The following is a 26398-nucleotide window of genomic DNA, read 5'->3' on the forward strand; positions in this document are numbered from 1 at the left end:
TTTGTGAAATTGTTTTATATAGAAGATAACTTATCTTTATATTTAAGATAAATAAACTTGAACCAGAGCAAACAAAACAAATGTTTGGAAGGTTCTTTTTTTTATTATCTTAATATGCTGATTTATGGGAAAAGTGTAAATTTGAATATGTTTATATTAGGGATATTATAAAGATGGGTTTTGGTATAATATAATTTGTGAGGTGTAATAGATATGTTATCATGTATAAAAAGTATACATTTTAGAAGATTAAGAATGAGAGGAATAAAAAACAATTAAATATTAATATAAGGGTGGTAAACATGATATGTAATTTAAGATTGCAAAAGATTTTACACATATTATTAAGTGTTGATAAGATAGTTACTGGAGAATATCTCTGTAATACATTAGGCGTCTCATCTAGAACTATAAGAAGTGATATAAAGGAATTAAACTATATATTAGAAGATAAAGGTGCAATTATTTTATCCGAAAAATCAAGAGGGTATAGAATTGAAATTCTTAAAGAGAAAACATTTAAGGAGTTCTTAAGTGAGAACAAAGAAAAGAATACATCTAATAATTTAACAGCTATAGAAAGGGCAGAATATATAATAACAAGGTTATTAATAAATGAGTTAAAAGGAATGGCGGGAATAACTCAAATTGAACTCGCAGATGAATTATATGTAAGTTTATCATCATTAAAGAATGATATTAAACTTGCAAAAAATACTCTAGTAAAATTTAGTGCTGATATAGAGAAGATTGGTAATAAGGGAATTAAAATTACTGGAAGTGAAGAGAATATACGTTATTGCATCAATAGATATGTTTTAGCTAGTAATAAAGAAATAAAAAATAATCTGCATATCCAAATAAAGAAAATTTTAGGAGAAAAAAATACATATATAAATTATATAATTAAAAATAATATTTCTAAATTTAATTTTAGATTATCGGACATAGCATATAGAGATATACAATCTTATTTAATAATAATGATTATTAGAAACTATTATCATAAAAATATTTCTTATGATGCGGATATTAGAAAAAAGTTAAAAAGAGAATCAAAAATTAAGATAGCTAAAAGTATATGTAATGAAATAAAGGATGAATTTGGAATTGATTTAATCGAAGAGGAAATGTTATATCTGACTAAACATATAATGGCAAGTAGTCATATGGAAACAAGCAAAGAAACAGAAGAATATTATGTAGAGGAAGATGCAATACTACGAAAAATATTAGCATCAATAAATAATAGTTTTAATATCAATTTTACTAATGATAATATGCTTATCAATTTCTTAGGTCATCATCTTAAAGTATCAATAAATAGAGCGAGATATGGAATTAGGGTAGAAAATTCTATGCTGAGTGTAATAAAAAATAACTATCCTTTTGCATTAGAGCTTTCACTTCTCGCAAACAAGATTATTAAAGAGGAAACAGACCTTAATTTAACAGAAGATGATATTGGATTTATTGCTCTACATTTTGCAGCAGCCATTGAAAGAAAAAATAAAAACAGAGAATCTACTGCAAAGAAAGTCATAATAGTATGTACAACAGGTGTTGGGACATCTCTGCTTCTTAAAGTAAAGTTAGAATCCCATTTTAAAAATAGGTTAAATATTGTAGATACTATTCCGCGATATGAATTAAATGATGACGTAATAGAAAAAGCAGATTTAATAATATCTACAGTTCCTTTAGATATTAGATTAGATAAGGTTATATATATTAAAAGCTTATTAGATAGTGAAGAAATTAAGCTTATTGAAGAAAAGATAGACAATAAAATTAATAATACAAATGGTCTTGTAAGTAAACTTAAAGAAAATTTATTCTTTAAGAATGTTGTGGCTAGTAATAGAGACAATTTACTAGATTTTATGACAAAAGAACTAATTAAAAGAGAGTATATAAATGAAAATGTAAGAGAGAGTATTTTTAAAAGAGAAGAGATAGCTAGTACAGAAATAGGCGAATTAGTTGCGGTGCCACATCATATGAGCGAGGACATAAATGAGTCTTTTATTGCTGTTGCTGTATTAAAGAAGGGAATTACTTGGAGTAAAGAACAAGTACAATTAGTTTTACTTATAGGTATGGCGGTTAAAGATAGGTATGAATGGAAAAATTGTTTAGAGCATTTATATAAAAATATTATAGACATTGAAGTTGTGAAAAATATTATTAAATGTAATGATTTTGAAGAATTAAATAAGATAATAAGCAAATTTTAAAGATAAAACTTCGGTGGGAGGATAAATCTCCTTCTGAAGTTTTATTTTTGCAGCATCTAAGATGATGATTTAAAAGAATTGTAATTAACTAAAAGTAGATATTTAATTTCCGCTATAACAGGAAAAAGTGTATCTATGAATATGTTTACATCCAATATATAATAAAGACAAGAAATGAATAAAGCATTTGAAGTTTCTTAATTAATAAAGTAAACGGAGGATGAAATATATGAAATTATTAGCAGTTACATCATGTCCAGTTGGAATTGCACATACTTATATAGCCGCAGCAAAGTTAAGTAAGATGGCAAAGAAAATGGGAGTAGAAATTAAAGTTGAAACTCAAGGAGCAACGGGCGCGGAAAATGTAATAACAGAAGAAGATATAAGAGAAGCTGATGGAATAATAATTGCAGCTGATAAAGCAGTAAGTTTAGAAAGATTTGAAGGGCTTCCAATGATAGAGTGTCCAATAACTAGAGCTATTAAAGAACCAGATGTTCTAATACAAATGTTTTTAGATGGAAAAGTAGAAAAGAAGAAAGAAAAAAGGATGAAGAGTGTTGATGAAAGTAAGAAGGAATTAAAATCTAAGCAACCAACTTTTTATAAGCACTTAATGGGTGGCGTTTCATATATGATTCCAGTTGTAGTTGTTGCAGGACTATTAATAGCAATGGCACTTGCATTTGGTGGAAAACCTACTAATGCGGGACTTGTAATACCAGATGAATCATTTTGGAAAATTATAGAGAAGATAGGTGGAGCAGGATTCCTATTCATGGTACCAGTATTGTCTGGATTTATTGCGTATTCAATAGGTGATAGACCAGGTTTAGTACCAGGACTAATTGGTGGATATATTGCATCGAATGGATCTTTTTATGGGTCAGAAGCGAATGCTGGATTTTTAGGCGGTATAGTAACAGGATTTTTAGCTGGATATATAGTTAAGGGATTAAAATCAATTAAAGTTCCAGACATGATTAAGCCAATAATGCCAATAATAGTAATTCCAATTATATCAACATTGGTAACGGGATTAGTATTTATATTAGTTGTAGGTGGACCAATAACAATAACATTTGAAGCATTAAAAAGTTTTCTAGTAGGTTTGTCGGGCACAAGTTCAGTAATTTTAGCTACTATATTAGGTGCAATGGTCGCATTTGATATGGGTGGACCAGTAAATAAAACAGCATTCTTATTTGGTGTTTCAATGATAACAGCAGGCAATCCAGAAATAATGGGTCCTATTGCAGCAGCAATAGCAATTCCTCCAATAGGAATGGGTATTGCAACATTCTTAAAAAAGAAATACTACAGTAGTGAAGAATTAGATGCTGGTAAAGCAGCATTTGCAATGGGGCTTTGTGGAATAACAGAAGGAGCAATTCCATTTGCTTCACTTGATCCTTTAAGAGTTATACCATCATTAATGGTAGGTTCAATAGTTGGTGCTAACATAGCTATGTTAGGTGGAGTTGCTGATAGAGTACCACACGGTGGCCCAATAGTTGCTTTAATGGGTGGTATTGACGGAATATTAATGTTTTTAATAGCAATAATTGTAGGTTCAATTGTTACAGCATTGATGATTAATTATCTAAAAGGTATGAAAATAAGAAAAGAGCAAAAAGCTTAAAAAATAAGGAATACAAGGAGAAAAAATATGAGTAAATTATTTGATGTGAAATATATGGATTTAGATTTAAATACATCTGAAAAGTTTGAAACTATAAAACATTTAGCAAACTTAATAGATGAAAGATTAATAGATGTAGATAAATATGTAGAAGATGTTAAAGCAAGAGAATCAATATCAACAACAGGAATAGGTGATGGAGTTGCTATTCCACATGCAAAGTCAGCCTGGGTTAAAGTACCAACAGTTGTTGTGGGGAAAAGTTCAAGTGGAATAGAATGGGAAAGTCTTGATGATGAACCGGTGAACATTGTATTCCTAATAGCAGTACCAGAAGATGGAAAGAATGAACACTTAAAGATTCTTCAAAGACTTGCTATAAGCTTAATGGACGATGAGATTAAAGAAGAAATAGTAAATGCAACAGATAAAAAAGTTATAGAAGAATTATTAAATCACAATACAGAGGGATAAGTAAAATAGTAAGCTATGAATTTAGAAATTTCTAAATTCATAGCTTTTTTATATAATAATAACTAAATTAGATACAGATTGAATGATTTAATAGAACTTGTCTGGATTTTATATCCGTATGTTTTCTATGACAAGAGACGCTAATGAATTTTTCCATGACGAAAAAATTGATGGAGATATTTATTTTTCAGGAGGATATGATTTGCTTCAAGAAGATGAACATATATTTCCCTATGATGAGATCGAGCATTATGAGGAAGTAGGGATCGATGCCTATGAAGAAGATTCTTTTGAACTTATTAGATGGTTCTCGGAAATATGGAAGAAAATTATTGGAACAAAAATCAACATTCCTTCGTACTTTTCTTAAATGTAGTACAAAAATGACTTTGACTATTAAAACCAGATTTAAAATAAATCACATCTAGTGGATAGGATGAGTTGTCTAAGAAATTTTTTGCTACATTTGTTCTACATATGTTTATGTATTCACAAAATTTAAAACTAGTATTCTCTTTAAAAAGATAACACAAGTAGTTTCTGCTTATATGAATGTGAGTTGCAACTTTTTGTAAGGTTATCTTTTTTTCAATATTTGAATGAATATAGGCCAAAGCATGTTTTATAATTTCGTTTTCTGATATTGATTTATCATGATGAATGGCTTTTATGTAGCTCTTAATAATTGCTTTCCCTAAAGAAATTAAATCTTCCTTTAAGTGATAATTGTCCATAAGATTAAGATTTTTATAGCATAAATCCTCCAAGGTTATGGAATTGTTGTTGCAGAAATAGGTGTATATAAAGATGTTAATTGAGTAGAGCAGTTTCCTTAATTCATTTGTATTACTGGATAATACTAAAAGTACTTTTACCTTTTTCATATATATCATATTGGCATTTTCTAAGTTATTATTCTTAATGCTTAAGGCAAGTTCTGTGTGATTGAGTAAATTTTTCATAGCATCTCCTTTATATTTTAAAAAAATATAGTAATAATGTTAAAAAAATCTAATTTAAAACCATTATAATGTAAATAAGAACGATAATCAATATCAACACAATGAAAAATGTAAATAAAATTGTTCTCTATCATAATGAAGATGGACGGTAAGGGTTATCAGCAGTTACTATACCAATAGGAATATGAATGTACATAATATTATCAAGAGGAGGAAAAAAATGAAAAAATTAGTAATTATTTATTGGAGTGGAACTAAGAAAGAGGTGATTGTGTATGCCTAAAATAAGTTACAACACTAATGGATTAAGAAAGCTGGAGTTGATTGAAGCCATCAACAAGGTAAAGAATTTTGGCTACGATGGCTTAGAAATGTCATTTCATGATAACCATATTAATCCATTAAAGGTGAGTAGAGAGCAATTATTGCAAGTAAAAAAAATATGCAAAGATATAGATATAGATATCGTATGTATTGCTACTGGCGCGGATAAGTTATTAAGTTCTGAACCATTTGAACCATCATTAATAAATACTGAAAAGGAGGGCAGAAGAAAAAGAATTGATTTGTTAAAAAAATCAATAGCTGTAGCTAAATATTTAGAAGTACCTGTTTTAAATTTTGCAAGTGGAAAATTAAAAGAAGGTATGGATAAAGAAAAAGCTATGGAGTATCTTTGTGAGGGAATTGATACCTTATTAGAAGAAGATGACAAAATAATACTAGCAATAGAACCAGAACCTAATTTTTTTGTCGGTACATCAGCTGTTGCAGTAGAATTAATTAAAAAGATAAATAATCCAAGATTTAGGTTGAATTTAGATATTGGACATGTTTATTGCTGTGAAAATGATTTTTATGGAGCTTTAGAAAATTCTTTACAATATACACGCCATATTCATATAGAAGATATTAAGAATAAGGTACATTATCATCAAATACCTGGAGAAGGAGATATAAACTTTCAAAAGGTGTTTGAAATCCTAAAGAAATATAACTATGAAGATTATGTAAGTGTAGAGTTATATAACCATTCAGAAATGTGTGATAAGGCATTAAAGGAAAGTAAAGAGTACCTAACTAATGTAATCGATAGTTTTTAGTATAGTGGGAATGCATTATTAGATATAAAAGGATATATAGATGGTCTCAAAACAAATAAACAAATAAAGGAAGAGGGTAATAAGTATGGTTTTAGAAAAAACGGGGCTTTTTAAAAACAAAGCTGTAATGTTAAGTGGTCCCCAAAAGATAGAAGTTAAAGAAATAAAATTGAACCCAATCAAGGATGGTGAAATACTCATAAAGGTTAATTATGTAGCCCTTTGTGGTTCCGATATAAAACTATATGAAGGAAAATACTTAGGTCCACATAGTTATCCCATCATTTTGGGACATGAATGGGTAGGAAAAATAAGTTCTATTGGGGAAAATGTAAAAGGAAATTGGAATATTGGAGATTTAGTAACTGGGGATTGTTCTATCTATTGTGATGAATGTACTCTCTGTAAAGAGAATAAAAATCAATGTGACTATGTACAAAAAAGAGGTATAACAATTGACGGAGCATGTGCACAATATATTATTGAAAATGAGAAGTATATTTATCATTGCCCAAAAATTAGCAAACATAAGGCGTTTGTTCTAGCAGAACCTATGGCTGTTGCTGTACAAGCAATAACCAACAGAATTGAAAAATCAAAATTAAAAAAAATTAATAATGCTTTGGTACTAGGTGCCGGCGGGATAGGCGTGATGTCATTATTTGTATTACGAGAGATAGGTATCCCTAATATTACAGTGGCAGATATAGAAAGCAAGAAACTAGAGTTGATTTCTTCATTTGATTTTTCTAATGTAAATACAGTTAACATGGATTTTAAGGATAGTATAGGGGATTCAAATAATTGTTATGATCTTATCATTGAGGCTACTGGAAGTGGAGAAGCGTTTAAGAAAGCACTTATTCTAGCTGAAAGATGTGGAACTGTCATTTGCATTGGTCATCAGAACTATATTGATTTAGATTTTGAAACAGTTATTAAAAAAGCATTAAGTATTTATGGCAGTATTGGCGGTACAGGAGGATTTGAAAAAGCAATACAAATAATAGAGAAGAACAGTGAAAATATTTCAAAAGTAATTACTGAGACAATACCATTGGACGACGTTGAAAAAGAGTTTATTGATGGATTAAAAATATCAGATAATATTAAAATTGCGATAAATTTACAAGTATAAACAAGTATCATATGCTGATTAAGAGGGGGTACGGGGCAATATGTTAAAGGTTGGAATTATTGGTGTAGGAAGAATTGGGAAGGTACATGGAGAAAGTATATCAAAATATGTTAAAAATGCTGAAATTAAATCAATTGCTGATGCATACTTAAACGATGCTACAAGAGAATGGGCAAAGAGTAAGGGAATACTTGAGGTATATACTGACTATAAAAAAATATTAGAAGATCCAGAAATTGATGCAGTATTAATTTGCTCCTCAACAGATACACACTCACCAATCTCAATAGAAGCAATAAGAGCAGGAAAGCATGTTTTCTGTGAAAAACCAATTGATCATGATTTAACTAGAATAAAAGAAGTCATTAATGAATTAGGTAAATCTAAGGTTAAGTATCAAGTAGGGTTTAATAGAAGATTTGACCATAACTTTAAATCAGTTAAGAATGCGGTTGCTAGTGGAAAAATTGGAGAACCTCATATTTTGAAAATAACTTCAAGAGATCCTGAGCCACCTTCAATAGATTATGTGAAGATTTCTGGTGGCATGTTCTTAGATATGACAATTCATGATTTTGATATGGCTAGATATCTTTTAGATAGTGAAGTTGAAGAAGTTTATGCAGTCGGTAATGTATTGATAGACAACGCTATAGGCGAAGCTGGGGACATTGATACAGCTATTATAACATTAAAGATGCAAAACGGAACTTTAGCAGTAATTGATAACTCAAGGCAGTCAGCTTATGGATATGATCAAAGGGCTGAAGTGTTTGGATCATTAGGTCAGGTTTCAATAGCAAATGATAGCACTTCATCGGCAGTAATATCAACTCAAGATGGTGTTACAGGAGAAAAACCATTATTCTTCTTCCTAGAAAGATATATGCAGGCTTATGCGCAGGAAGTAACAGAATTTATTGACGCAATTGTAAATAATACAGATACACCTGTAGATGGTGAAGATGGGTTACAAGCTGTATTAATTGGTGAAGCTGCTACAAAATCATTACATGAGAATAGACCAGTTAAATTATCTGAAATTAAATTTTAATTATGAGGGGTGTTAATTATGTTAGATAGTAAAAAGGTCAAATTAGGTATTGCTCCAATTGCATGGACAAATGATGATATGCCAGATTTAGGAAAAGAAAATACTTTTGATCAGTGCTTGAGTGAAGCCGCATTAGCCGGTTTCCAAGGAACAGAGGTAGGAAATAAGTATCCAAAGGATGTTAAAGTTTTAAAAAAGGCTTTAGAGCTTAGAGGGTTGGAAATTGCAAGTGCTTGGTTTAGTTCGTTCTTAACTACGAAACCATATGAAGAAACTGAGGCAGAATTTATTAAGCATAGAGATTTTCTACATGATCTGGGGGCTAATGTAATCGTTGTAGCTGAGCAAGGACATAGCGTACAAGGTGAACTAGATACTCCAGTGTTTGATGGGAAGTACCATTTTAATGAGGAAGAATGGAAGCTGCTTGGAAATGGATTAAACAAGCTAGGAAAGTTAGCTCAAGATAAGGGAATGAAAATGGTTTACCATCATCATATGGGAACAGGAGTACAAACAACAAAAGAGATAGATAAGCTTATGAGTATTACTGATGAAAATTTAGTTTACTTGTTATTTGATTCAGGTCATTTAGTATATTCAGGTGAGGATCATATAGCAATAATTAAAAAATATATAAATAGAATCAAGCATGTTCATTTAAAAGATATTAGACGGGAAATAGTAAAAAAGGTTAAAGATGAAAAACTTAGTTTCTTAAAAGGAGTTCGATTAGGAGCTTTTACAGTGCCAGGTGATGGAAGCATTGATTTTAAGCCAATATTCAAAATTTTAGCAGACAATAATTATGAGGGTTGGCTATTGGTGGAAGCAGAACAAGACCCTGCAAAGGCAAATCCATTTGAATATGCAGTAAAGGCAAGAAAATATATTAAAGAGACATGCGGACTATAATCTCCCTGTAAGTATATTAAATTTATGTGGTGTATTTTTACTATACTATAATGAAGGGAAATATAAAAGTTTACCAGTTAAAAGCTAGGGAAACCAATGCTTTCTGAATTTAACAAGCTACTAATTATGAAGTAGGAGGAATTAGTATGGAACAAAATCTTAAGAAAAAAAAATTCCTAAGCAAAATAGCTTTTATATCAACTTTGGGTGGACTTTTATTTGGATATGATACGGGGGTAATCAATGGGTCCTTAAGTTATATGGCTAGAAAGGATCAATTGGATTTAAACACTATCACTGAAGGACTTGTTACAAGCGGATTATTATTTGGTGCAGCTATAGGTGCAGTAGTAGGAGGACGTTTATCTGATAGATACGGTAGAAAAACAATAATTAAATTTCTTGCTATAGTTTTCGTCTTTGCAACTTTAGGTTGCTCAATTTCATCTAGTGCATCAATTTTAATCTTTTGTAGATTTATATTAGGACTAGCGGTGGGAGGAGCATCAGTTATTGTACCAACATTTTTAGCTGAAATATCTCCTACGCACTTAAGGGGAAGTATTGTCACCCAAAATGAAGTTATGATTGTTATTGGACAACTATTAGCTTATATATTGAATGCTATTTTAGGAAATGTTTTTGATACTCCTGGTATTTGGCGCTATATGATAGTCATTGCTACTATCCCAGCAATTATCTTATGGGTTGGAATATTAACAGTTCCTGAAACCCCGAGATGGTTAGCCGCTAACGGAAAATTTTATCAAGCATTGGAGATTTTAAGAAAGATTCGTAATGAAGAAGATGCAGAGGAGGAAATTAAAGAAATAGAACAAGTTATTCAATCTGAAAAAAATTTAGAGTGTGCTACTTTTAAAGATTTAAATACTCCATGGATTCGCCACATTGTATTAATTGGAATCGGAATAGCCGTTACACAACAAATCCCAGGAATTAATATAATGATGTATTATGGAACAACAATTTTGGAAAAAGCCGGTTTTGGAACTCGAATGGCATTAATAGCTAATATAGCAAATGGATTAATGTCTGTTATTGCGGCAGTTATCTATATGAAATTTTTTGCAAATAGATTTGGTCGTAGACCCTTATTATTAATAGGACTTTCTGGAACTACCTTAACTATGCTTGCAATGTCTATTCTTACAAATACGTTAGCGGGTTCAAGTATGCTTCCATACGTTGTACTTATATTTACTGTGATTTTCTTAGCTTTCTTCCAAGGGTGTCTTGGACCAATAGTCTGGTTATTACTAGCCGAAATTTTCCCGATAAGAATAAGAGGATTAGGAATGGGTATTGCAGTATTTTTCCTATGGACCACTAACTTTTTTATTGGCCTTCTTTTCCCTACAATATTAAAAGGGTTAGGTTTATCTGGTTCATTTATGGTATTTGTAGTGTTAGGCGCTATGGGTATGATATTTGTATATAAATGTGTACCAGAAACACTTGGTATATCTCTTGAAGAATTAGAGAAAACTTTTAAGAATTATAAAACAAAAAATACAGGGATAACTATAGAAAAATAAATAGTAGGAATTACATATAGACAAAGGTACATTTAAAAAAATAGGTTCTTAATTAGTGTGATTTCTAGTCAATAATAATAAAGATTATTCTTATATGTCATCTTAAGTAACCCCATATCTATGATAGGGGGTTACTTGAGATGACAATGATCTTAATAGGGGTTATTGCAACATTAACCTTTATAAATCAAAGAAGCAACATATGGTTTTTTAAATGCAATATTTATTATATGCGTTTCCCAAATAGCATGTTATTCCATGTATTTGTTTATTTCTTCCTCTAAATTTTGTTCTTTACCATATTTATTACTTACATCAAGAAATTATTTCCCTTTCTTTTTCTTTTTAAGATTTCCTTGTCTACCAATACTTTCTGTAGGTTTTATCTTGGACTTTGCCTTGACGCTCTTAGCTTTCTCCACTGACTTGTTAACAGCTACCTTACCCTTAACAATTGCCTTCATAATATCCCCCTTTTGATTTTCTTTTATTCTAATATGGTAATTTGCCCTATTATCATATTGTACGTATTTATCATAGAAATAACACTTAAAATCATAAATAGTACCACAGTGACTTTCACAGCGTTAATGGCAACCGCAGTCGCAAGCTCCTTAGAAAAACTCCCTGGGGGATATTAATAAATCATGGATATAATTTGTTTTGCTACTTTGTCTAACTAAATTAGATGCTCTATGCTCTTAAAAAAAAGTAAAAAAGTGTTGACCCTAACACTATGTCATAGTGTAATATAAAAATAGAGTTTAACGACATTGGCAAAACTCATAGACGGCGAGTATTAAACAGTATTGATAGCTCTAAAGTCAAAGTTGGAGGTGCAGCAATGAAAACAATAAAACAAGTTTCGGATTTGACAGGAATAAGTGTGCGCATGCTACATTACTACGATAAAATCGGATTGTTAAAACCAAGCAATTTTACAGACGCAGGTTACAGACTTTATGACGATGAAGCTCTTGAAACCTTGCAACAGATTTTATTTTTTAAGGAACTTGATATACCACTAAAAGAAGTTAAAGAAATCATGGCTAGTGCCCACTTTGATAAAATGCAAGCACTAAAAAGTCATGAAAAATTGCTTATACTAAAACGCAACAGATTGAATGGTTTAATAGAACTTGTAAATAAAACATTAAAAGGAGAAACCACAATGAGTTTTGAAGAATTTGATATGAGTGAATATTATAATGCACTAGAAGAATTTAAAACTGAACACAAAAATATTATAATTAAATCTTATGGTAGTATGGATAAATATGATAAATTTATTGGAATGTGTAAATCTAAGGAAGCTGAGATTGCTAAAATGGCTATAAAGCAATATGGAAGTATTAAAAAATATGTTAAAGCTATGAAGAAAAATTTTAATAGTGATATGTTTATTAAAGAAGAACAATATGATAAGTTTAAAAAAGATTGCTTGGAAGATAAGCATCCTAAATTAAAAGAACTATATAAAAAGCTTGTATCTGACTTAAGTAAAGATCCTTTTTCAAAGGGAATTCAACAGATTGCTGAAGAAATAACAAATATAGCTAAAAAAGATTATGAAATTTTCAAAATGGATAATGGGGATGATTATTGGTACTCTATGGTAAAAATTTATTTAGTATATCCTAAGTGGATAGAAGAAGTTGATAAGAAATATGGAAATGGTGCATCTAAATTTATCGGAGAAGCCCTAAAAAATTATTTGGCAGATAAGCTGCCTAAAATAAATACATTATATGAAAAGCTTACATCTGACTTAAGTAAAGATTCTTCTTCAAAAGAGATTCAACAAATTGTTGATAAAATTGCAGCTATAACTAAAAAGAGTCTTGAATCTTTAAAAGTGGATGTTGGAGATAACTATTGGGGTTATACAGCTGATCATTATTTATCAAATCCTACGTATATAAAAGTAATCGATAAGGAATATGGCACTGGTGCATCTAAATTTATTGGAGAAGCTTTAAAATTTTATTCTGAAAATAATAAGTAATGAATTATTCCAAGCACTCTCAATTTCTTGAGATGTTTCATTTTTAATGAAGGCTTTACATCTGGATTTTCTATCCGTTTTCTATGACAAGAGATGCTAATGAGTTTTTCCATGACAAAAGAATTGATAGAGATATTTATTTTTCTGGAGGATATGATTTGTTTCAAGAAGTGGAACATATATTTTCCTATGATGAGATCGAGTATTATGAGAAATTGGGGATCAATTACTATGAAGAAGGTTCTTTTGAACTTATTAGATGGTTTTCGGAAATATGTAAGAAAAATCAACATTCCTTCGTACTTATGTTTACATGAACGATATAAGATCTTTTGATCTAATAAATTTGAGAAGTGTTTAGGCACATGCTGAATATTAGTTCCAGCATGTGACCAGTTTTACAATTATGTCCATTGAACCCTATTTGAATCTACCCAAATAGATATTTTAAAGGTATTAATGATCTATTACTAAGTAAATACAAAATATTTTATACTAGAATTTTACTGAAGACACAAAACATAAATTAACTGCAGCTCCATCGGTTCCAGGAATGTCAATTAATGCTAAACTTGCACCAGTTGCTAAAACAGTGTTGTTGCCTGATATTATATTGTCTCTATTTGAATCTATATTAGCAACACTTTTACTAATATTATCTTCAAACAATAATCTTAGCTGTTCAGAGCAACATTGCTTACAAGCATCTGACATATCTTTAATAGTTTTATCCAAAGCAACTTTCAATGCATCTGGTACTTTATCGGAAGAACTATCTACTAAAGCGGAAGCTTGTATTAACTCAATTTCACAAAGAGATACAATTGTTCCATCTTTAAATTGAACTAATACCGCTGTGGATGCATCATTTGCATCAGGATAAAATCTATCTATGCTGTCATTAGTTACAGGTGGTTGTGGTGCTACTGTTTCAACCCTTATGTTAGTTGCACTAACGCTAAATAGATAACCTAAAACTACTCTTAAACTTGGTAAACAGCATTCACAACTACTTGGCCCGGCAGGTCCTTGAGCTCCAGTATCGCCTTTCGGTCCTTGTGGCCCGGCAGGTCCTTGAGCTCCAGTATCGCCTTTCGGCCCTTGTGGCCCGGAAGGTCCTTGAGCTCCAGTATCGCCTTTCGGTCCTTGTGGACCGGAAGGTCCTTGGGCTCCAGTATCGCCTTTCGGTCCTTGTGGACCGGAAGGTCCTTGAGCTCCAGTATCGCCTTTCGGTCCTTGTGGACCAGCAGGTCCTTGAGTCCCAGTATCGCCTTTCGGTCCTTGTGGACCAGCAGGTCCTTGAGCTCCAGTATCGCCTTTCGGTCCTTGTGGACCAGCAGGTCCTTGAGTCCCAGTATCGCCTTTCGGTCCTTGTGGACCAGCAGGTCCTTGAGCGCCAGTATTGCCTTTCCGTCCTTGTGGACCAGCAGGTCCTTGAAATCCAGTATCACCTTTCAGCCCTTGTGGACCAGGTGGACATTGTGGTGGGCATGGTTTTGGTTTACAACAAGTTTCACAATATTTTTTTTTATAATTTGTACAATTTTTACAACTTACAATATCATTCTCATCAATAGCATGCCAATAATACCTACTGTTTGGTCTTTGATTAATCCCCATAATATTTTCCTCCTTAATTCTAATAAAAAGCTCTACTTTATATAATATGTGACTATGACAATTATGATAATTATCTTATTTGTTGGATGTGTGGTAATAATACTATGAGTAAGATTTATAATGACAATAGTAAAGTAGGCAATATATCTGATACTTTTGGTTTAGATTAAAGTTCAGGAATTGCCCCACTTGATTTCACTGTACATGTATTAAGAAAGCTTGTTGTATTTTTACCAGAAGTATTAGATACCTTTTTTATTGGGGTATTTTCATATATTGTACATCAACTTAAAAAGGCAGTAATGTCTTTTTTCTATATAATCTGCTAATATCATAGAAATAACACGAATGATGAATGGTTATACGACTTTGTCTCTATTTTTTCAGATGTAGCTCAATGCTTAGAATAATTACTTTAACATTGTTGAAATAGAAACAAAAGTATAATATAATATTGTTAATACACTAACGGGTGGGAGGCCAGGCCATGAACAAAGAAGAACAGGTCATAATAGGTTTCAGGGACTTATTAAACAAGATAGTTTCGCTTAATAAGGTTAAGATGAAAGACAGTCTTAAGGGCTATAAGTCTTCTGAAGTACATTGCATCGAATACATTGGAAGAAATATAGATTCAAACGTGACAAAACTTGCGGAGTCCTTTTATATGACTAGGGGTGCCATAAGTAAACTAACTAAGAAGCTCATAAAAAAAGGCATTATCGAAAGCTACCAGAAACCGGATAATAAGAAAGAAATCTATTTTAGGCTTGCTGAGCAAGGGAAAGTAATTAACAAAGTCCATGAGCAGTTGCACAAAGAGTTTCAAGAGCGGGATAAAGCCGTATTTGAAGAGGTAACCGAGGAACAATTTGATATCATGCTTAGCTTCGTCGAAAAGTATAGTAGGCATTTGGATGCAGAAATAAAGAAGCAAGGTGTAGATATAAAAAATCCAAATGATTCTGAATAATGGGGTTGTATAAAAAAGTAGCCTAAAGGGGCTGTATCAAAACGCTGAAACATCAGCGTATGATACAGTCCCCTTTATTATTGACAAGGAAACAATAAAGTGATAGAATGGTTATGTTGCCAAGGAAACATAACTATTCTTTTTCGAGAGGTGAGAATTTTAAATGTGTAAATTTAAGTAAATCAATACACAATCTACAGAACAAACCGTTATATAGTATATATAATAATACTATAAATAGACCAGACATAAAAGGAGAAAAAATGAAAGAAAAAATAAATCATGTAAATGTCAAAGAGATGAATTTTGATCAATTATTTAAACAAATTTCTACGGAAGAGATATGCGACAATGTACTTACGTTGGTAGGTCCGTTGGTAGGAAAAGAATTTACGGTTATTACTGCGGGCAAGGAAGATCATTATAATTCCATGATAGGCAGTGGGGGTGGTTTGGGAACTCTTTTCAAAAAGCCCACCACTTGGTGTATTCTTCGAGCAGACCGTTATACGCTTGAAATAATTCAAAAAGAGCAAACATATACGCTGTCTTACTTCGCGAATGAATATAAGGAACAAGTGCTCCTTTTGGGAAGTAAATCAGGAAGAGATAGTGAAAAAATGAAAGAAGTTGAATTGACAAGTGTTCAAACTCCTTCCGGTGATATGTCTTTCAAAGAAGCCAGACTAATTATTGAATGTAAATTAACGCAACTTACTACCCCCAATCCCAATGATTTTTACACACAAGAAACTAAAGACTATATAAACGAAGCTTACAAAGAAGCAAACCATTATCGCAAATTTGCATTTGGGGAAATCACCCATGTTTGGGTAAAGAAATAAGAAGAAACCAGAATTAACGCAGAGAATAATAAGTCATTCTCTGCTTAAGTCGTAGGGGTTAAAAATAGGGTTGTTTTTTAACAACTCTTTTTTTAATTTTCCATAAAATTGCAAAATATACAATTTTATGGAATTGAAATATAAAATATGGTATATTCTTATATGTAAGGTATTTAACTATCTTATTTTTAAAAATATAAGGGGGCGTTAAAATGAGAGGAAATGTATCAAAAAAGCTTATATCTACGGTAGTAGCGGCTACACTAATGTTGGGGTCATTCTCAATAAATGCATATGCTAAGGAAGATAATAATCAATTTGAAGGTAAGGTAAGCATAGGCGATTTCGGGCTATATACTAAAATAGCGGGAGAGGGCAAGGTTTCTGTAGTGTTTGATTCAGGTTATAATGATGGTATAAATACTGAAAGTGATCCCCAAAAAGGTTGGGGAGAAATTCAACAGGAAATATCTAAATATGCAAGAACAGTAACATATGATAGAGCAGGGCTTGGAAAAAGTGATGACACTGCCAATAGAGAACCATTAAATGATAAAGATAGGCAACTATTGATGAATAATAATTTTTGCTCAGTATCATATGATAGCTCAATATTTGAAAAAGGTAATGGCAAAACAGCCATTGATAAAGCTCGTAACTTACATGCCCTTTTAAGAGCAAAAGGTGTTAAAGCACCTTATCTTTTAGTAGCTCATTCAATAGCTAGTTTAGATGCTGTTGAATTTACAAAATTATATCGAAAAGAGGTTGCAGGCATAATTATGGTAGATGGTTCAGGAAAGAATGTTATGGGGGATGCGATGAATTTCATTAATTCAAATATGCCAGAACTGAAAGAATCTCTCTTAGGTCAGTTTACTAAAGCGGATGGCACAATAGATGAAGTATTACAAAGTGAGCAGCAGGTGTACCAAGCAGGAGATGTACTTAGAAATGTACCATTAACTTACCTATCAGCAGATGATGAAGGTATGGGACCCATATATCAAGCAGTTGTAAACGCAGAACAAGAAGATTGGCTTAGCTGCTCTAATTATTCTAAAAGAATACCAGTTCCAAATTCTGGACACTATATATATATAGACCAACCTCAGTACGTAGTAAATGCAATTAAAGACATGATTAATACTATAGAAAATAAAAATTCACCACACAAGGATGATAATCAAAAGATTATGAAATAATAATCGGTACTTTGTTAAGGTCAATTCAAGTAAAGTTTGCGCTAGATTAAGAGGGTGATTTCTGTATTGTGAACAGGAGTTATCTTTTTTTTATTGGCCATTCTAAGGGGGTCATTTTCAGGATTGCAGCTGAATCTTGAGAAAACAAGGATTTTATATTGTAAAGATGATGATAGAAAGGGAGATTACCCAGATTATAAAATTTCGTTTGAGGACTATTTACAGAAATGATTGAATAGCCATAATAATATTGGAAAGAATTATAAATATAAAACTGTTAGGAGGAATTTATATGAAGCCTATACTAAAATTAAGTGTTATATTGGCCATGGTTCTAACTTTTTCATCTTGTTCTTCTCCAGAAGTTAGCCAAAATTCTAAGACAACTACTGGAAACCATGGACAATCAGTACAAGTATCGCAGGTTCAAACTCCTGTAAAGATTCCAACTATTAAAGAAACAGTTGCTACTTTATGCTCAGATGAGTTTCAGGGGAGATTAACTGGCTCAAAAGGAAATGAAAAAACTGGCGAATATATTGTGAAAACTTTTAAAGACATAGGATTAGACCCTTTTTTTGATGATAGTTATTATCAAAAATATTATCTGGGAGTTAACAGCAGTTATAGAGGCGGAGAAAATAATATTAAACTTAAAATGGTTAATAATGTTGTAGGAGTTATAAAAGGTAAAAAAAGCGAAAATGCAGTAGTGATATCAGCTCATTTTGATCATTTAGGATATGTGGATGGAACAATTATTAGGGGAGCATTAGATAATGCTTCGGGGGTATCAGCCTTAATAGAAGTAGCACATAAACTAAAAGAGAAATCTAAAGCAAAACCATTTGATACGGATATAATTTTTTGTGCCTTTAATGGAGAAGAAGTTGGATTAAAGGGGAGTCAAGCTTTTGTCAATGCTGTTACATCTACTAATTATAATTTCTATAACATTAATATAGATTGTGTAGGAGCTAAAAAAGGAGGAAAACTTGCTCTAAAGAATAAGAACGAGCTTTCCAATAAGTTATATGGCGCAGTAAAAACTGCTTTTAAAAAGGATAACATTGGATTTGAAGATACTGTGGTGCATGGTTTAAGTGACCATGTCAATTTTCAATCTATGGGGATTCCCAGTGTTTTTATAGCACAAGAAAATGTTGAGAATTTAGTCCATAAACCCACAGATACTCCGGACACTTTAGATTATGGGCAAATAGATAAAATTGCAAATGCTATAAGTGATTTTATAGGGGCAAATGATGGAGTAATATTTATACAATAGTTATTGTTGAAAAAGGAGACTAATAAAAAACTATATTTATATTTCATCACAAGTAACCCCATATCTAATGATATGGGGTCAGACCGTTGACAAACATAAAATGTAAAACACTCTAATTTAAAATTGGAGTGTTTTTTTTTATATTCAAAAAGGATTTTAGGACATCAATGTCGAATATATATAGTATACAAACTTTATAATTCGGAGGGCATTATTATGATTAATGAAAAGAATTTTACACAACAAAAACTAGAAATGGTGTATTTAGAAGATTTAGTTCCTAAAGACCATATTCTGAGAAATATAGATAAATACATGGATTTCTCTTTTATAAGAGAACTGACTAAAAAATATTACTGCTTAGATAATGGAAGACCTGGCGTAGATCCTATTATACTTTTTAAAATGCTGTTTATTGGGTACTTATTTGGAATAAAATCTGAACGACAACTTGTAAAGGACATTGAAGTAAATGTGGCTTATAGATGGTTTCTAGGACTAAGTCTTACTGATCCTATTCCAGATCATTCAACAATTAGCCAAAATAGACGTAGACGGTTTAAAGGTACAGATGTGTTTCAAAAAATATTTGACGAAGTAGTATTTAAGGCTATAAATCTTAAGATGGTAACCGGTAAAATACTTTACACAGACTCTACACACCTAAAAGCAAATGCTAATAAGCGAAAGCTTGTGAAAATTGAAGTTGAAAAAACGCCGAAAGAATATGTAGCTGAACTTAATAAAGCAGTGGAAGAAGATAGAATAAACCATGGTAAAAAACCTTTAAAGGAAAAAGAACCTGTTACCAAAATAAAAGAAACTAAAGTTAGCACAACCGACCCCGACAGTGGATATATGATGAGAGATGGCAAGCCGGAAGGCTTCTCATATTTAGATCACAGAACTGTCGATAGCAGACATAATATAATTACTGATGTGTATGTTACTCCTGGAAACATAAATGATGTTGATCCTTATATCGATAGATTAGATGTGCAAATAAAAAAGTTTAATTTTAATACAAAATATGTTGGTGCAGATGCTGGTTATGCTACAAATCTTATATGTAAAGAACTATATGAGAGGGAATTAAAATCTGTAATGGGATACCGTAGGTCTCCACATACAAAAGGAATGTACACAAAAAATAAATTCCAATATGTTAAAGAGCAGGACATTTACGTATGCCCTGACTTAAGGGCTTTACATTATAAAACGACAACAAGAGAAGGATATAAAGAATATGTTGGTAATGCAAAATATTGCGAGATATGTCCAAATAGAGCTCAATGCTTTTCTGCAAAAAGCAAGTTTAAAACTATTAGAAGACATGTTTGGGAAACGTATAAAGAAGATGTTGTAAAGTTCACCAGAACAGATAAAGGCAGAAATATATATAGAAGAAGAAAAGAAACTATAGAGCGAAGCTTCGCAGATTCAAAACAACTGCATGGGCTTCGCTATTGCCATATGCGTGGATTAGAAAATGTGCAAGAGCAGTGTCTGCTTACAGCAGCAGTGCAGAATATGAAAAAGATAGCTAGCCTGCTATCTTTACTGTTTTTTGATTTTCTAACTAAGAAGATAGTTGTTATTTTAAATTTATCCATAACTCAAAATGCTATCGCATAATTGCATGTAAAAAACCCAGTATAATAAAAAAATTATACTGGGTTTGTAAACAACCTGACCCCATATCTAATGATATGGGGTTTAATATATTTAGATTATATTGATGTTCTGAATGTAACACTAGAATTTGTACTGTATGTTATAATAACAATATTTAGTAAAATGCACTTTATCTCTAAACTATATATATTTAGCAGTAAGAGATTCTTTACATTTAGTTAACTCTAAAGGTGTCCCCTCAAAAATTACATTTCCGCCTCTTATACCACCCTCTGGTCCAAGATCTATTATCCAATCTGCGCTCCTAATAATATCCATATTGTGTTCTATTATAATAACAGTATTTCCATTATCAACAATATTTTCAACTATGCCTATGAATTTTTCTATATCAGACATGTGAAGTCCAGTTGATGGTTCATCCATAACATATATTGAACCATTTTTATGTAATTCGTTAGCAAGTTTCAACCTTTGGCATTCTCCACCGGATAATGTATCAAGTGTTTGACCTAAAGTTAAATATCCAATTCCCATTTCTTCTATTGACTGTAACTTTGTCTTAATTTGTTTATTATTAAAAAATACTAAAGCTTCCGAAACAGTCATATCTAGAACATCTATTATTGTTTGATCTTGGATAGTATATTCTAAAACTTCTTTTTTGAACCTTTTACCAGCGCATTCTTCACAAGTGTTTTTAGTATTCTCCATAAAAGCAAGGTTTGTTTCAATTATTCCAGTGCCATTACAATTTTCACAGGCACCTTTTGAATTATAACTAAATAGTGATGCATTGACGTTATTATCTTTTGCAAAGACCTTTCTTATGTTATCCATTATTCCACCATAAGTGGCTAGGCTTGATCTAGAATTTGCGGAAACCGCACTCTGGTCAATTAATATAACATCTTTATTTTGATTTGGAAATTCCTGTTTCATAAGTGTACTTTTTCCAGAGCCTGCAACACCTGTTATAACCGTTAATACCCCCTTGGGGACCTTAACTGATATGTTTTTTAGATTATTTGTATTGCAATTATTAACTTCTAGATATCCATTAGGCTTTCTTGTAACTTTTTTAATTGAAAGACTACTCTTTAAGGCATTTCCTGTAAGTGTGCCAGATGTGAGTAATTCATCATAGCTTCCTTCAAATACTATATTACCGCCTTTGGTACCTGCATATGGACCAACATCAACAACATAATCAGCGATTTTTATGACATCTGGATCATGTTCAACTACAATAACTGTATTTCCTTTATCTCTGAGCTTTTGTAATAGATCATTTAATTTATGAACATCTCTTGGATGAAGCCCAATACTTGGCTCATCAAATATATACAATAAATCTATAAGATTACTATTTAAATGCTTAACCATCTTTATGCGCTGAGATTCACCACCTGATAGTGTTGAAGTCTCCCTATCAAGGGTTAAATATCCCAGGCCTATATCAATAATATTATTGAGTTTTTCTTTTATACTATCAATTACCGTGGAGACTTCTTTAAAATTAATTTCGTCTATAACATTAATAAGTTCATCAATTTGCATTGACATAAAATCTGAAATGTTATAACCATTAATTAAAGAACTTAATGCTTCTTGATTTAGTCTTTTACCGTGGCACAGAGGGCATTCTGCTGACATCGTTAATTTACTAAGCTTTTTCTTTGAGGCCTCAGACATTTCTTTATCACTATTTAAATATGATCTATTAAACTTTAGAATTAACCCTTCATAAGTTATATTCATTGTTCCAATAACATTTACTTTTATCTTTTCAGGGGGGCCATATAAAAATTTCTCTAGTTCCTCATCTGTATAATCACATAGCTTCTTATCATTATCGAAAAATCCAGATTCAGCAAATATTTTCCATGGCCAAGAACCAATACCAAACCCTGAGAGCAATATAGCACCTTCATTAATTGATTTATTTTTATCTAGAATTTGATCCATATCTACAGTTAGTTTCATGCCAAGGCCCTCACACTCTGGGCACATACCACTTATATCATTAAAAGAAAACTTATTTCGCTGAGCTATATGAGGAATTGCTATTCTAGAAAAGAGCATTCTAATGAATGGGTTGATATCTGTAATCGTTCCAAGGGTTGACCTTGAATTCGCACCAATTCTTTTTTGATCAATAATTATCGGTGTAGATAAATTTCCTATATATTCAGCTTTCACTTCGCCATACTTTGGTAAAAAGTTTCTAATAAAGGCACTAAATGTCTCATTTAACTGACGTTTTGCTTCCTTTCCTATTGTATCAAAAACAATAGAGGACTTTCCTGAACCAGATACCCCAGTAAATATAGTGATTTTTCTTTTAGGTATATTTAATGAAACATTTTTTAAATTATTTTCTCTACATCCTTTTAAAATTATAAACTCTTCCTTCATTTTATCTCCTCCATCGATCATTCTTCTGTTGCTCTTACTATATCTACATTTATATCTAGTGTTTCTATAACTTCTTTTAAATAATCCTAGTTGCCAACTTTTATTTGATAAAGCATTTTAAATATAGACATCATACCATAATTTAATTATATAACATTAATGCAACCTATAAACTCGCTGGAGAAAAATCTATGATCGTTTGGGGTAAGATGGATTAATAAATGAACTGCGATGTAAACATTTAAATACAAGTGTTACCCAAGATGAATTGCCGAATAGCGATAAGTTAAAAATATATGAATCCCCAACATCCTTTAATCGAGCATTTCAAAGTGTTCATGGTGTCGCTCCAACTGTTGCACGTACAAAGGGAACATTATTAACCGCTTATTCACCTATAAGTTTTTCAATTTCAGTTATAGGAGGTGAGAATATGAACTATAGAATTGAAACAAAAGAAACAATTAGAATTGTTGGGGTTAGGACAGCGTTACAAGAGGATATGGACCAAAACCAAAAAAATGTTCCCGTATTTTGGAATAGGATGCTTGAAAGTACGTTATTTTCTGAAATTTGTGGACTTATAGACAAAGATCCACATGGTATTTTTGGTGTCACAGCCTATACAAATCCACAAAATATCTATTACTATATTGCTACTCCTACGGATAAACCTGTACCTGATGGAATGTTTGAGTTTGAGATACCAGCTGCCACATGGGTGGTCTTTGAATGTAACGGTCATTTTAAGGAATCCGTTCAAACTATATTCAAACGATTTCTTACAGAATGGCTTCCAGTTTCAGGATACGAATACGCTGAACTTCCTGATATAGAAGTTTATCCTGTTAGCGATAAAGGCTCAAAAGGCGGTCATGTAGAAGTCTGGATTGCAATTAAGAAAGAGAGAAGTGAAGAATAAATGGATTATCAAATTGAAATTAGAGATATCGAAACTATTAGAGTGGCTTTTATGAAGTATAAGGGAGTTGTCACTGAAGCAAGTAAAGTATTTCCCAATGTGTTTAAGTCTATTCAGGGCAAATCAAATGGTGCACCATTTTTCTGCTACTATGTGGTGGATCAGAAATCAAAAATGGGTGAAATGGAATTATGTGTTCCTACTGCTGAAACACCAAACGGGAATGGTATTACAGCAAAAGAACTTCCGCGAATAAAAGCTGTTTGTGCTACTCATATCGGTTCTTATGAAACTATGAATTACGAATATGAAGCAATTGACCGTTATGCACGGGAAAATAACCTAACATTACAGCCTCCGTTTAGGGAAGTCTATATCAAGGGTCCGGGAATGTTTTTGAAAGGCAATCCCCAAAAGTATATTACAGAAATACTATTCCCGATTAAAGAGGAGGAATAGTATGTCTGCAATTGTAATTGATAAATTGGTTAAACAGTATAAGAACGGCGTCAAGGGCTTAGACGATTTAAGTTTGGAAGTAAACTGCGGAGAAATTTTTTCTTTGCTTGGACCAAATGGTGCAGGAAAGTCTTCGCTTATCAACATACTAACAACACTTTACAAGCCTACATCTGGAACTGTAACCGTGTTAGGTAAAGATTTATGCAAGGAACCCGCTTGGATTCGTACACAGATTGCCTGTGTTTCACAGCGCGTTTCTATTGATGATCACCTATCTCTTATGGAAAATATGATATTTCAAAGCAGGCTCTACAAGGTGGACAATGTTACAGCAAAAAAAAGGATAAACATCCTTATTGACAGTTTCGGACTGTCGAAGTATTTGAAATACCCGGTTGCTTCCTATTCCGGCGGAGTAAAGCGTCGATTGGATATTGCAATGAATATGGTATCAATGCCTAAAATACTTTTTTTAGACGAACCAACGGTTGGTATGGATGTCGCTTCCAGAAAGGCCATGTGGGAAATCGTTCAAAAAATCCGGGATGATTTTAAAACAACGATTTTTTTGACCACTCATTATCTTGATGAAGCTGATCAACTTAGCGATACAATTTGTATTATGAAAGAAGGCCACGGATTGATACAGGAAACTCCTGGAAATCTGAAGCAATATATAAGACAAAATATACTCCGAATTGGTTTTTATGAGAAGAAAAAAGCGGAAGAATGTGCGGAGATACTTGCTAAATCACATATACTTCCGTCAATAAACATCCGTAAATACTCGATTTTTGCGGATGCTGGAGATGATCGAAAAACTTTTGAAGATATTAACAAGTGGCTTCTGGAAAAGAGGGTCTCTTTTGAGGCGATAGAAATAGTACAGCCCAGCCTTGAAGATGTGTTCTTGAAGTTAACTGGGTATGGCGAAGAGGTGAGTAAATGGAGATAATAAATATATTATGGCGCAATATAAAGTGGCGATTTCAGAACCCTATTTCAATACTACTTACAATTATACAGCCTCTTATTTGGTTAGTATTATATAGTTCAATCGCGGAACAGTCCATGAAGAATATATCAGGCGCCAACTATACTTCGTTTATGCTACCTGGTATCATGGTGCTTGTTACACTCGCATGCTGTAGTAGCGGCGGTTATATCAATTTTATTATGAAATCCAATGGTAGCTTCTACAGGATATTGATAGCGCCTGTAAAACGAAGCTCCATTGTTCTGGGACAAATACTGGAAGCAGTTTTAGTTTCATTCATTGAAATAGCCATCATGCTTGTTCTATCTATATTTTTGTCAGTACGTATTGCATCTGGATTTATTGGATTGTTTCTGATGATACCTCTTATTTTTCTTACGGCATTTTTTATGTCGGGGTTATCTTATGCTATTAGTATGTGTTTGCCCAATGAAACAATTTATGAAACCACCATGAATCTGATTGTACTTTCCATCTTCTTTACAAGCACAGCATTATTTCCCATGGAAAGTATATCTGGAGGCTTAAAAATTGCGGTAATGATAAATCCTTTCACTCATATTATAAACCGCCTGCGGAGTTTGATTTTGGGAACTTCTATTGATTGGCAAAACTTATTACTTGTGACAGTGATATTTATCTGTCTTTGCTCAATCAGCTTTGTATTGGCATTTTGGAGACTGAAAAAAGAAACTGTTAATTAATTAAAGTGATTTACAGTTAGAGTTAATCACTTGTTTTACAAATTTCATATATTTCGTCGCAAGTAATCCTATATCTAATGCTATGGGATTACTTTGCTTTAAGTGTATATTGATATTCTGAAAGTAACACAATACCAATTGAGTTACTTTCACAGTGAGGCTATAGACTAGATATGAGTATAGGGGTAGCACCAACATTTTCGGATTCATTGGCTGTATACTAATTAGCAATAATATTTA

At 32.0% G+C, this 26398-nt stretch carries 24 protein-coding genes; 20 read left to right on the forward strand and 4 right to left on the reverse strand.

The features are described from left to right. Positions 1-302: 302 nt before the first annotated feature. From ACWJKS_RS04965 to ACWJKS_RS04980, 4 genes are all read left to right on the forward strand, one after another. On the forward strand, positions 303-2237 hold the full coding sequence (locus ACWJKS_RS04965) for a BglG family transcription antiterminator (protein WP_462960583.1): 1935 nt from the start codon (positions 303-305) through the stop codon (positions 2235-2237). Positions 2238-2466: 229 nt separating this feature from the next. Beyond that, positions 2467-3882 carry a PTS fructose transporter subunit IIC gene (locus ACWJKS_RS04970; protein ID WP_253198271.1) on the forward strand — a complete coding sequence of 472 codons (1416 nt, stop codon included), beginning with the start codon at positions 2467-2469 and terminating at the stop codon, positions 3880-3882. A 27-nt stretch (positions 3883-3909) separates the two neighbouring features. After that, positions 3910-4356, forward strand: coding sequence for a PTS sugar transporter subunit IIA (locus ACWJKS_RS04975; RefSeq protein ID WP_462960584.1), 447 nt, complete (start codon positions 3910-3912; stop codon positions 4354-4356). Positions 4357-4483: 127 nt separating this feature from the next. Next, positions 4484-4726: a hypothetical protein gene (locus ACWJKS_RS04980; RefSeq protein ID WP_462960585.1), complete on the forward strand. Its 243-nt coding sequence runs from the start codon at positions 4484-4486 to the stop codon at positions 4724-4726. On the opposite strand, the gene ACWJKS_RS04985 is transcribed toward ACWJKS_RS04980, so the two are convergent. Further along, positions 4701-5318 carry a helix-turn-helix domain-containing protein gene (locus ACWJKS_RS04985; protein ID WP_462960586.1) on the reverse strand — a complete coding sequence of 206 codons (618 nt, stop codon included), beginning with the start codon at positions 5316-5318 and terminating at the stop codon, positions 4701-4703. The genes ACWJKS_RS04980 and ACWJKS_RS04985 overlap by 26 nt on opposite strands. A 275-nt stretch (positions 5319-5593) precedes the next feature. On the opposite strand from ACWJKS_RS04985, the gene ACWJKS_RS04990 reads away from it, so the two are divergent. From ACWJKS_RS04990 to ACWJKS_RS05010, 5 genes are all read left to right on the forward strand, one after another. Next, entirely contained in the window at positions 5594-6421 is an 828-nt protein-coding gene (locus tag ACWJKS_RS04990; RefSeq protein WP_462960587.1) for a sugar phosphate isomerase/epimerase family protein, read from the forward strand. 85 nt (positions 6422-6506) lie between these two features. Continuing rightward, a complete protein-coding gene (locus tag ACWJKS_RS04995) occupies positions 6507-7559 on the forward strand; it encodes a zinc-dependent alcohol dehydrogenase (RefSeq protein ID WP_462954139.1) in 1053 nt (350 codons plus the stop codon). Positions 7560-7599: 40 nt separating this feature from the next. After that, on the forward strand, positions 7600-8613 hold the full coding sequence (gene iolG, locus ACWJKS_RS05000) for an inositol 2-dehydrogenase (protein ID WP_462960588.1): 1014 nt from the start codon (positions 7600-7602) through the stop codon (positions 8611-8613). An 18-nt stretch (positions 8614-8631) separates the two neighbouring features. Next, positions 8632-9528, forward strand: coding sequence for a myo-inosose-2 dehydratase (iolE, locus tag ACWJKS_RS05005; protein WP_462960589.1), 897 nt, complete (start codon positions 8632-8634; stop codon positions 9526-9528). 146 nt (positions 9529-9674) lie between these two features. Next, on the forward strand, positions 9675-11084 hold the full coding sequence (locus ACWJKS_RS05010; protein ID WP_462953074.1) for a sugar porter family MFS transporter: 1410 nt from the start codon (positions 9675-9677) through the stop codon (positions 11082-11084). 323 nt (positions 11085-11407) lie between these two features. Here the strand turns inward: ACWJKS_RS05010 and ACWJKS_RS05015 are convergent, their stop codons facing one another. Beyond that, on the reverse strand, positions 11408-11548 hold the full coding sequence (locus ACWJKS_RS05015) for a hypothetical protein (protein WP_216304528.1): 141 nt from the start codon (positions 11546-11548) through the stop codon (positions 11408-11410). Between the two features lie 380 nt (positions 11549-11928). Here ACWJKS_RS05015 and ACWJKS_RS05020 point away from each other — a divergent pair, with 380 nt between their 5' ends. Both ACWJKS_RS05020 and ACWJKS_RS05025 read left to right on the forward strand, forming a co-directional pair. After that, a complete protein-coding gene (locus ACWJKS_RS05020) occupies positions 11929-13089 on the forward strand; it encodes a MerR family transcriptional regulator (RefSeq protein WP_220320537.1) in 1161 nt (386 codons plus the stop codon). A 158-nt stretch (positions 13090-13247) separates the two neighbouring features. Further along, positions 13248-13406: a hypothetical protein gene (locus ACWJKS_RS05025; RefSeq protein ID WP_220320536.1), complete on the forward strand. Its 159-nt coding sequence runs from the start codon at positions 13248-13250 to the stop codon at positions 13404-13406. A 178-nt stretch (positions 13407-13584) separates the two neighbouring features. Here the strand turns inward: ACWJKS_RS05025 and ACWJKS_RS05030 are convergent, their stop codons facing one another. After that, entirely contained in the window at positions 13585-14709 is a 1125-nt protein-coding gene (locus ACWJKS_RS05030) for a hypothetical protein (protein ID WP_462960590.1), read from the reverse strand. A gap of 487 nt (positions 14710-15196) precedes the next feature. On the opposite strand from ACWJKS_RS05030, the gene ACWJKS_RS05035 reads away from it, so the two are divergent. From ACWJKS_RS05035 to ACWJKS_RS05055, 5 genes are all read left to right on the forward strand, one after another. After that, on the forward strand, positions 15197-15682 hold the full coding sequence (locus tag ACWJKS_RS05035; protein ID WP_462960591.1) for a MarR family transcriptional regulator: 486 nt from the start codon (positions 15197-15199) through the stop codon (positions 15680-15682). A gap of 263 nt (positions 15683-15945) precedes the next feature. Next, positions 15946-16527, forward strand: a complete 582-nt coding sequence (locus tag ACWJKS_RS05040) for a flavin reductase (protein ID WP_462960592.1) — start codon at positions 15946-15948, stop codon at positions 16525-16527. Positions 16528-16739: 212 nt separating this feature from the next. After that, positions 16740-17732, forward strand: a complete 993-nt coding sequence (locus ACWJKS_RS05045; RefSeq protein WP_165414767.1) for an alpha/beta fold hydrolase — start codon at positions 16740-16742, stop codon at positions 17730-17732. Between the two features lie 292 nt (positions 17733-18024). Next, positions 18025-19020, forward strand: coding sequence for a M28 family peptidase (locus ACWJKS_RS05050; RefSeq protein WP_462960593.1), 996 nt, complete (start codon positions 18025-18027; stop codon positions 19018-19020). A 216-nt stretch (positions 19021-19236) separates the two neighbouring features. Then, positions 19237-20655, forward strand: a complete 1419-nt coding sequence (locus ACWJKS_RS05055; RefSeq protein WP_268064117.1) for an IS1182 family transposase — start codon at positions 19237-19239, stop codon at positions 20653-20655. 180 nt (positions 20656-20835) lie between these two features. Here the strand turns inward: ACWJKS_RS05055 and ACWJKS_RS05060 are convergent, their stop codons facing one another. Next, entirely contained in the window at positions 20836-23073 is a 2238-nt protein-coding gene (locus ACWJKS_RS05060; RefSeq protein ID WP_216304522.1) for an ATP-binding cassette domain-containing protein, read from the reverse strand. A 433-nt stretch (positions 23074-23506) separates the two neighbouring features. Here ACWJKS_RS05060 and ACWJKS_RS05065 point away from each other — a divergent pair, with 433 nt between their 5' ends. The 4 genes from ACWJKS_RS05065 to ACWJKS_RS05080 are packed head-to-tail and all read left to right on the forward strand — an operon-like array spanning position 23507 to position 26158. Continuing rightward, positions 23507-23995: a GyrI-like domain-containing protein gene (locus ACWJKS_RS05065; protein WP_462960594.1), complete on the forward strand. Its 489-nt coding sequence runs from the start codon at positions 23507-23509 to the stop codon at positions 23993-23995. After that, complete coding sequence (locus ACWJKS_RS05070) at positions 23996-24454, forward strand: GyrI-like domain-containing protein (RefSeq protein ID WP_462960595.1); 459 nt, start codon at positions 23996-23998, stop codon at positions 24452-24454. It begins immediately after the preceding gene. Between the two features lies 1 nt (position 24455). After that, positions 24456-25412: an ABC transporter ATP-binding protein gene (locus tag ACWJKS_RS05075; protein ID WP_462960596.1), complete on the forward strand. Its 957-nt coding sequence runs from the start codon at positions 24456-24458 to the stop codon at positions 25410-25412. Continuing rightward, entirely contained in the window at positions 25403-26158 is a 756-nt protein-coding gene (locus ACWJKS_RS05080; RefSeq protein WP_462960597.1) for an ABC transporter permease, read from the forward strand. The genes ACWJKS_RS05075 and ACWJKS_RS05080 overlap by 10 nt, the downstream gene beginning before the upstream one ends. The last annotated feature ends 240 nt before the right edge of the window (positions 26159-26398 follow it).

The organism is Clostridium sp. CM038 (assembly GCF_055081105.1).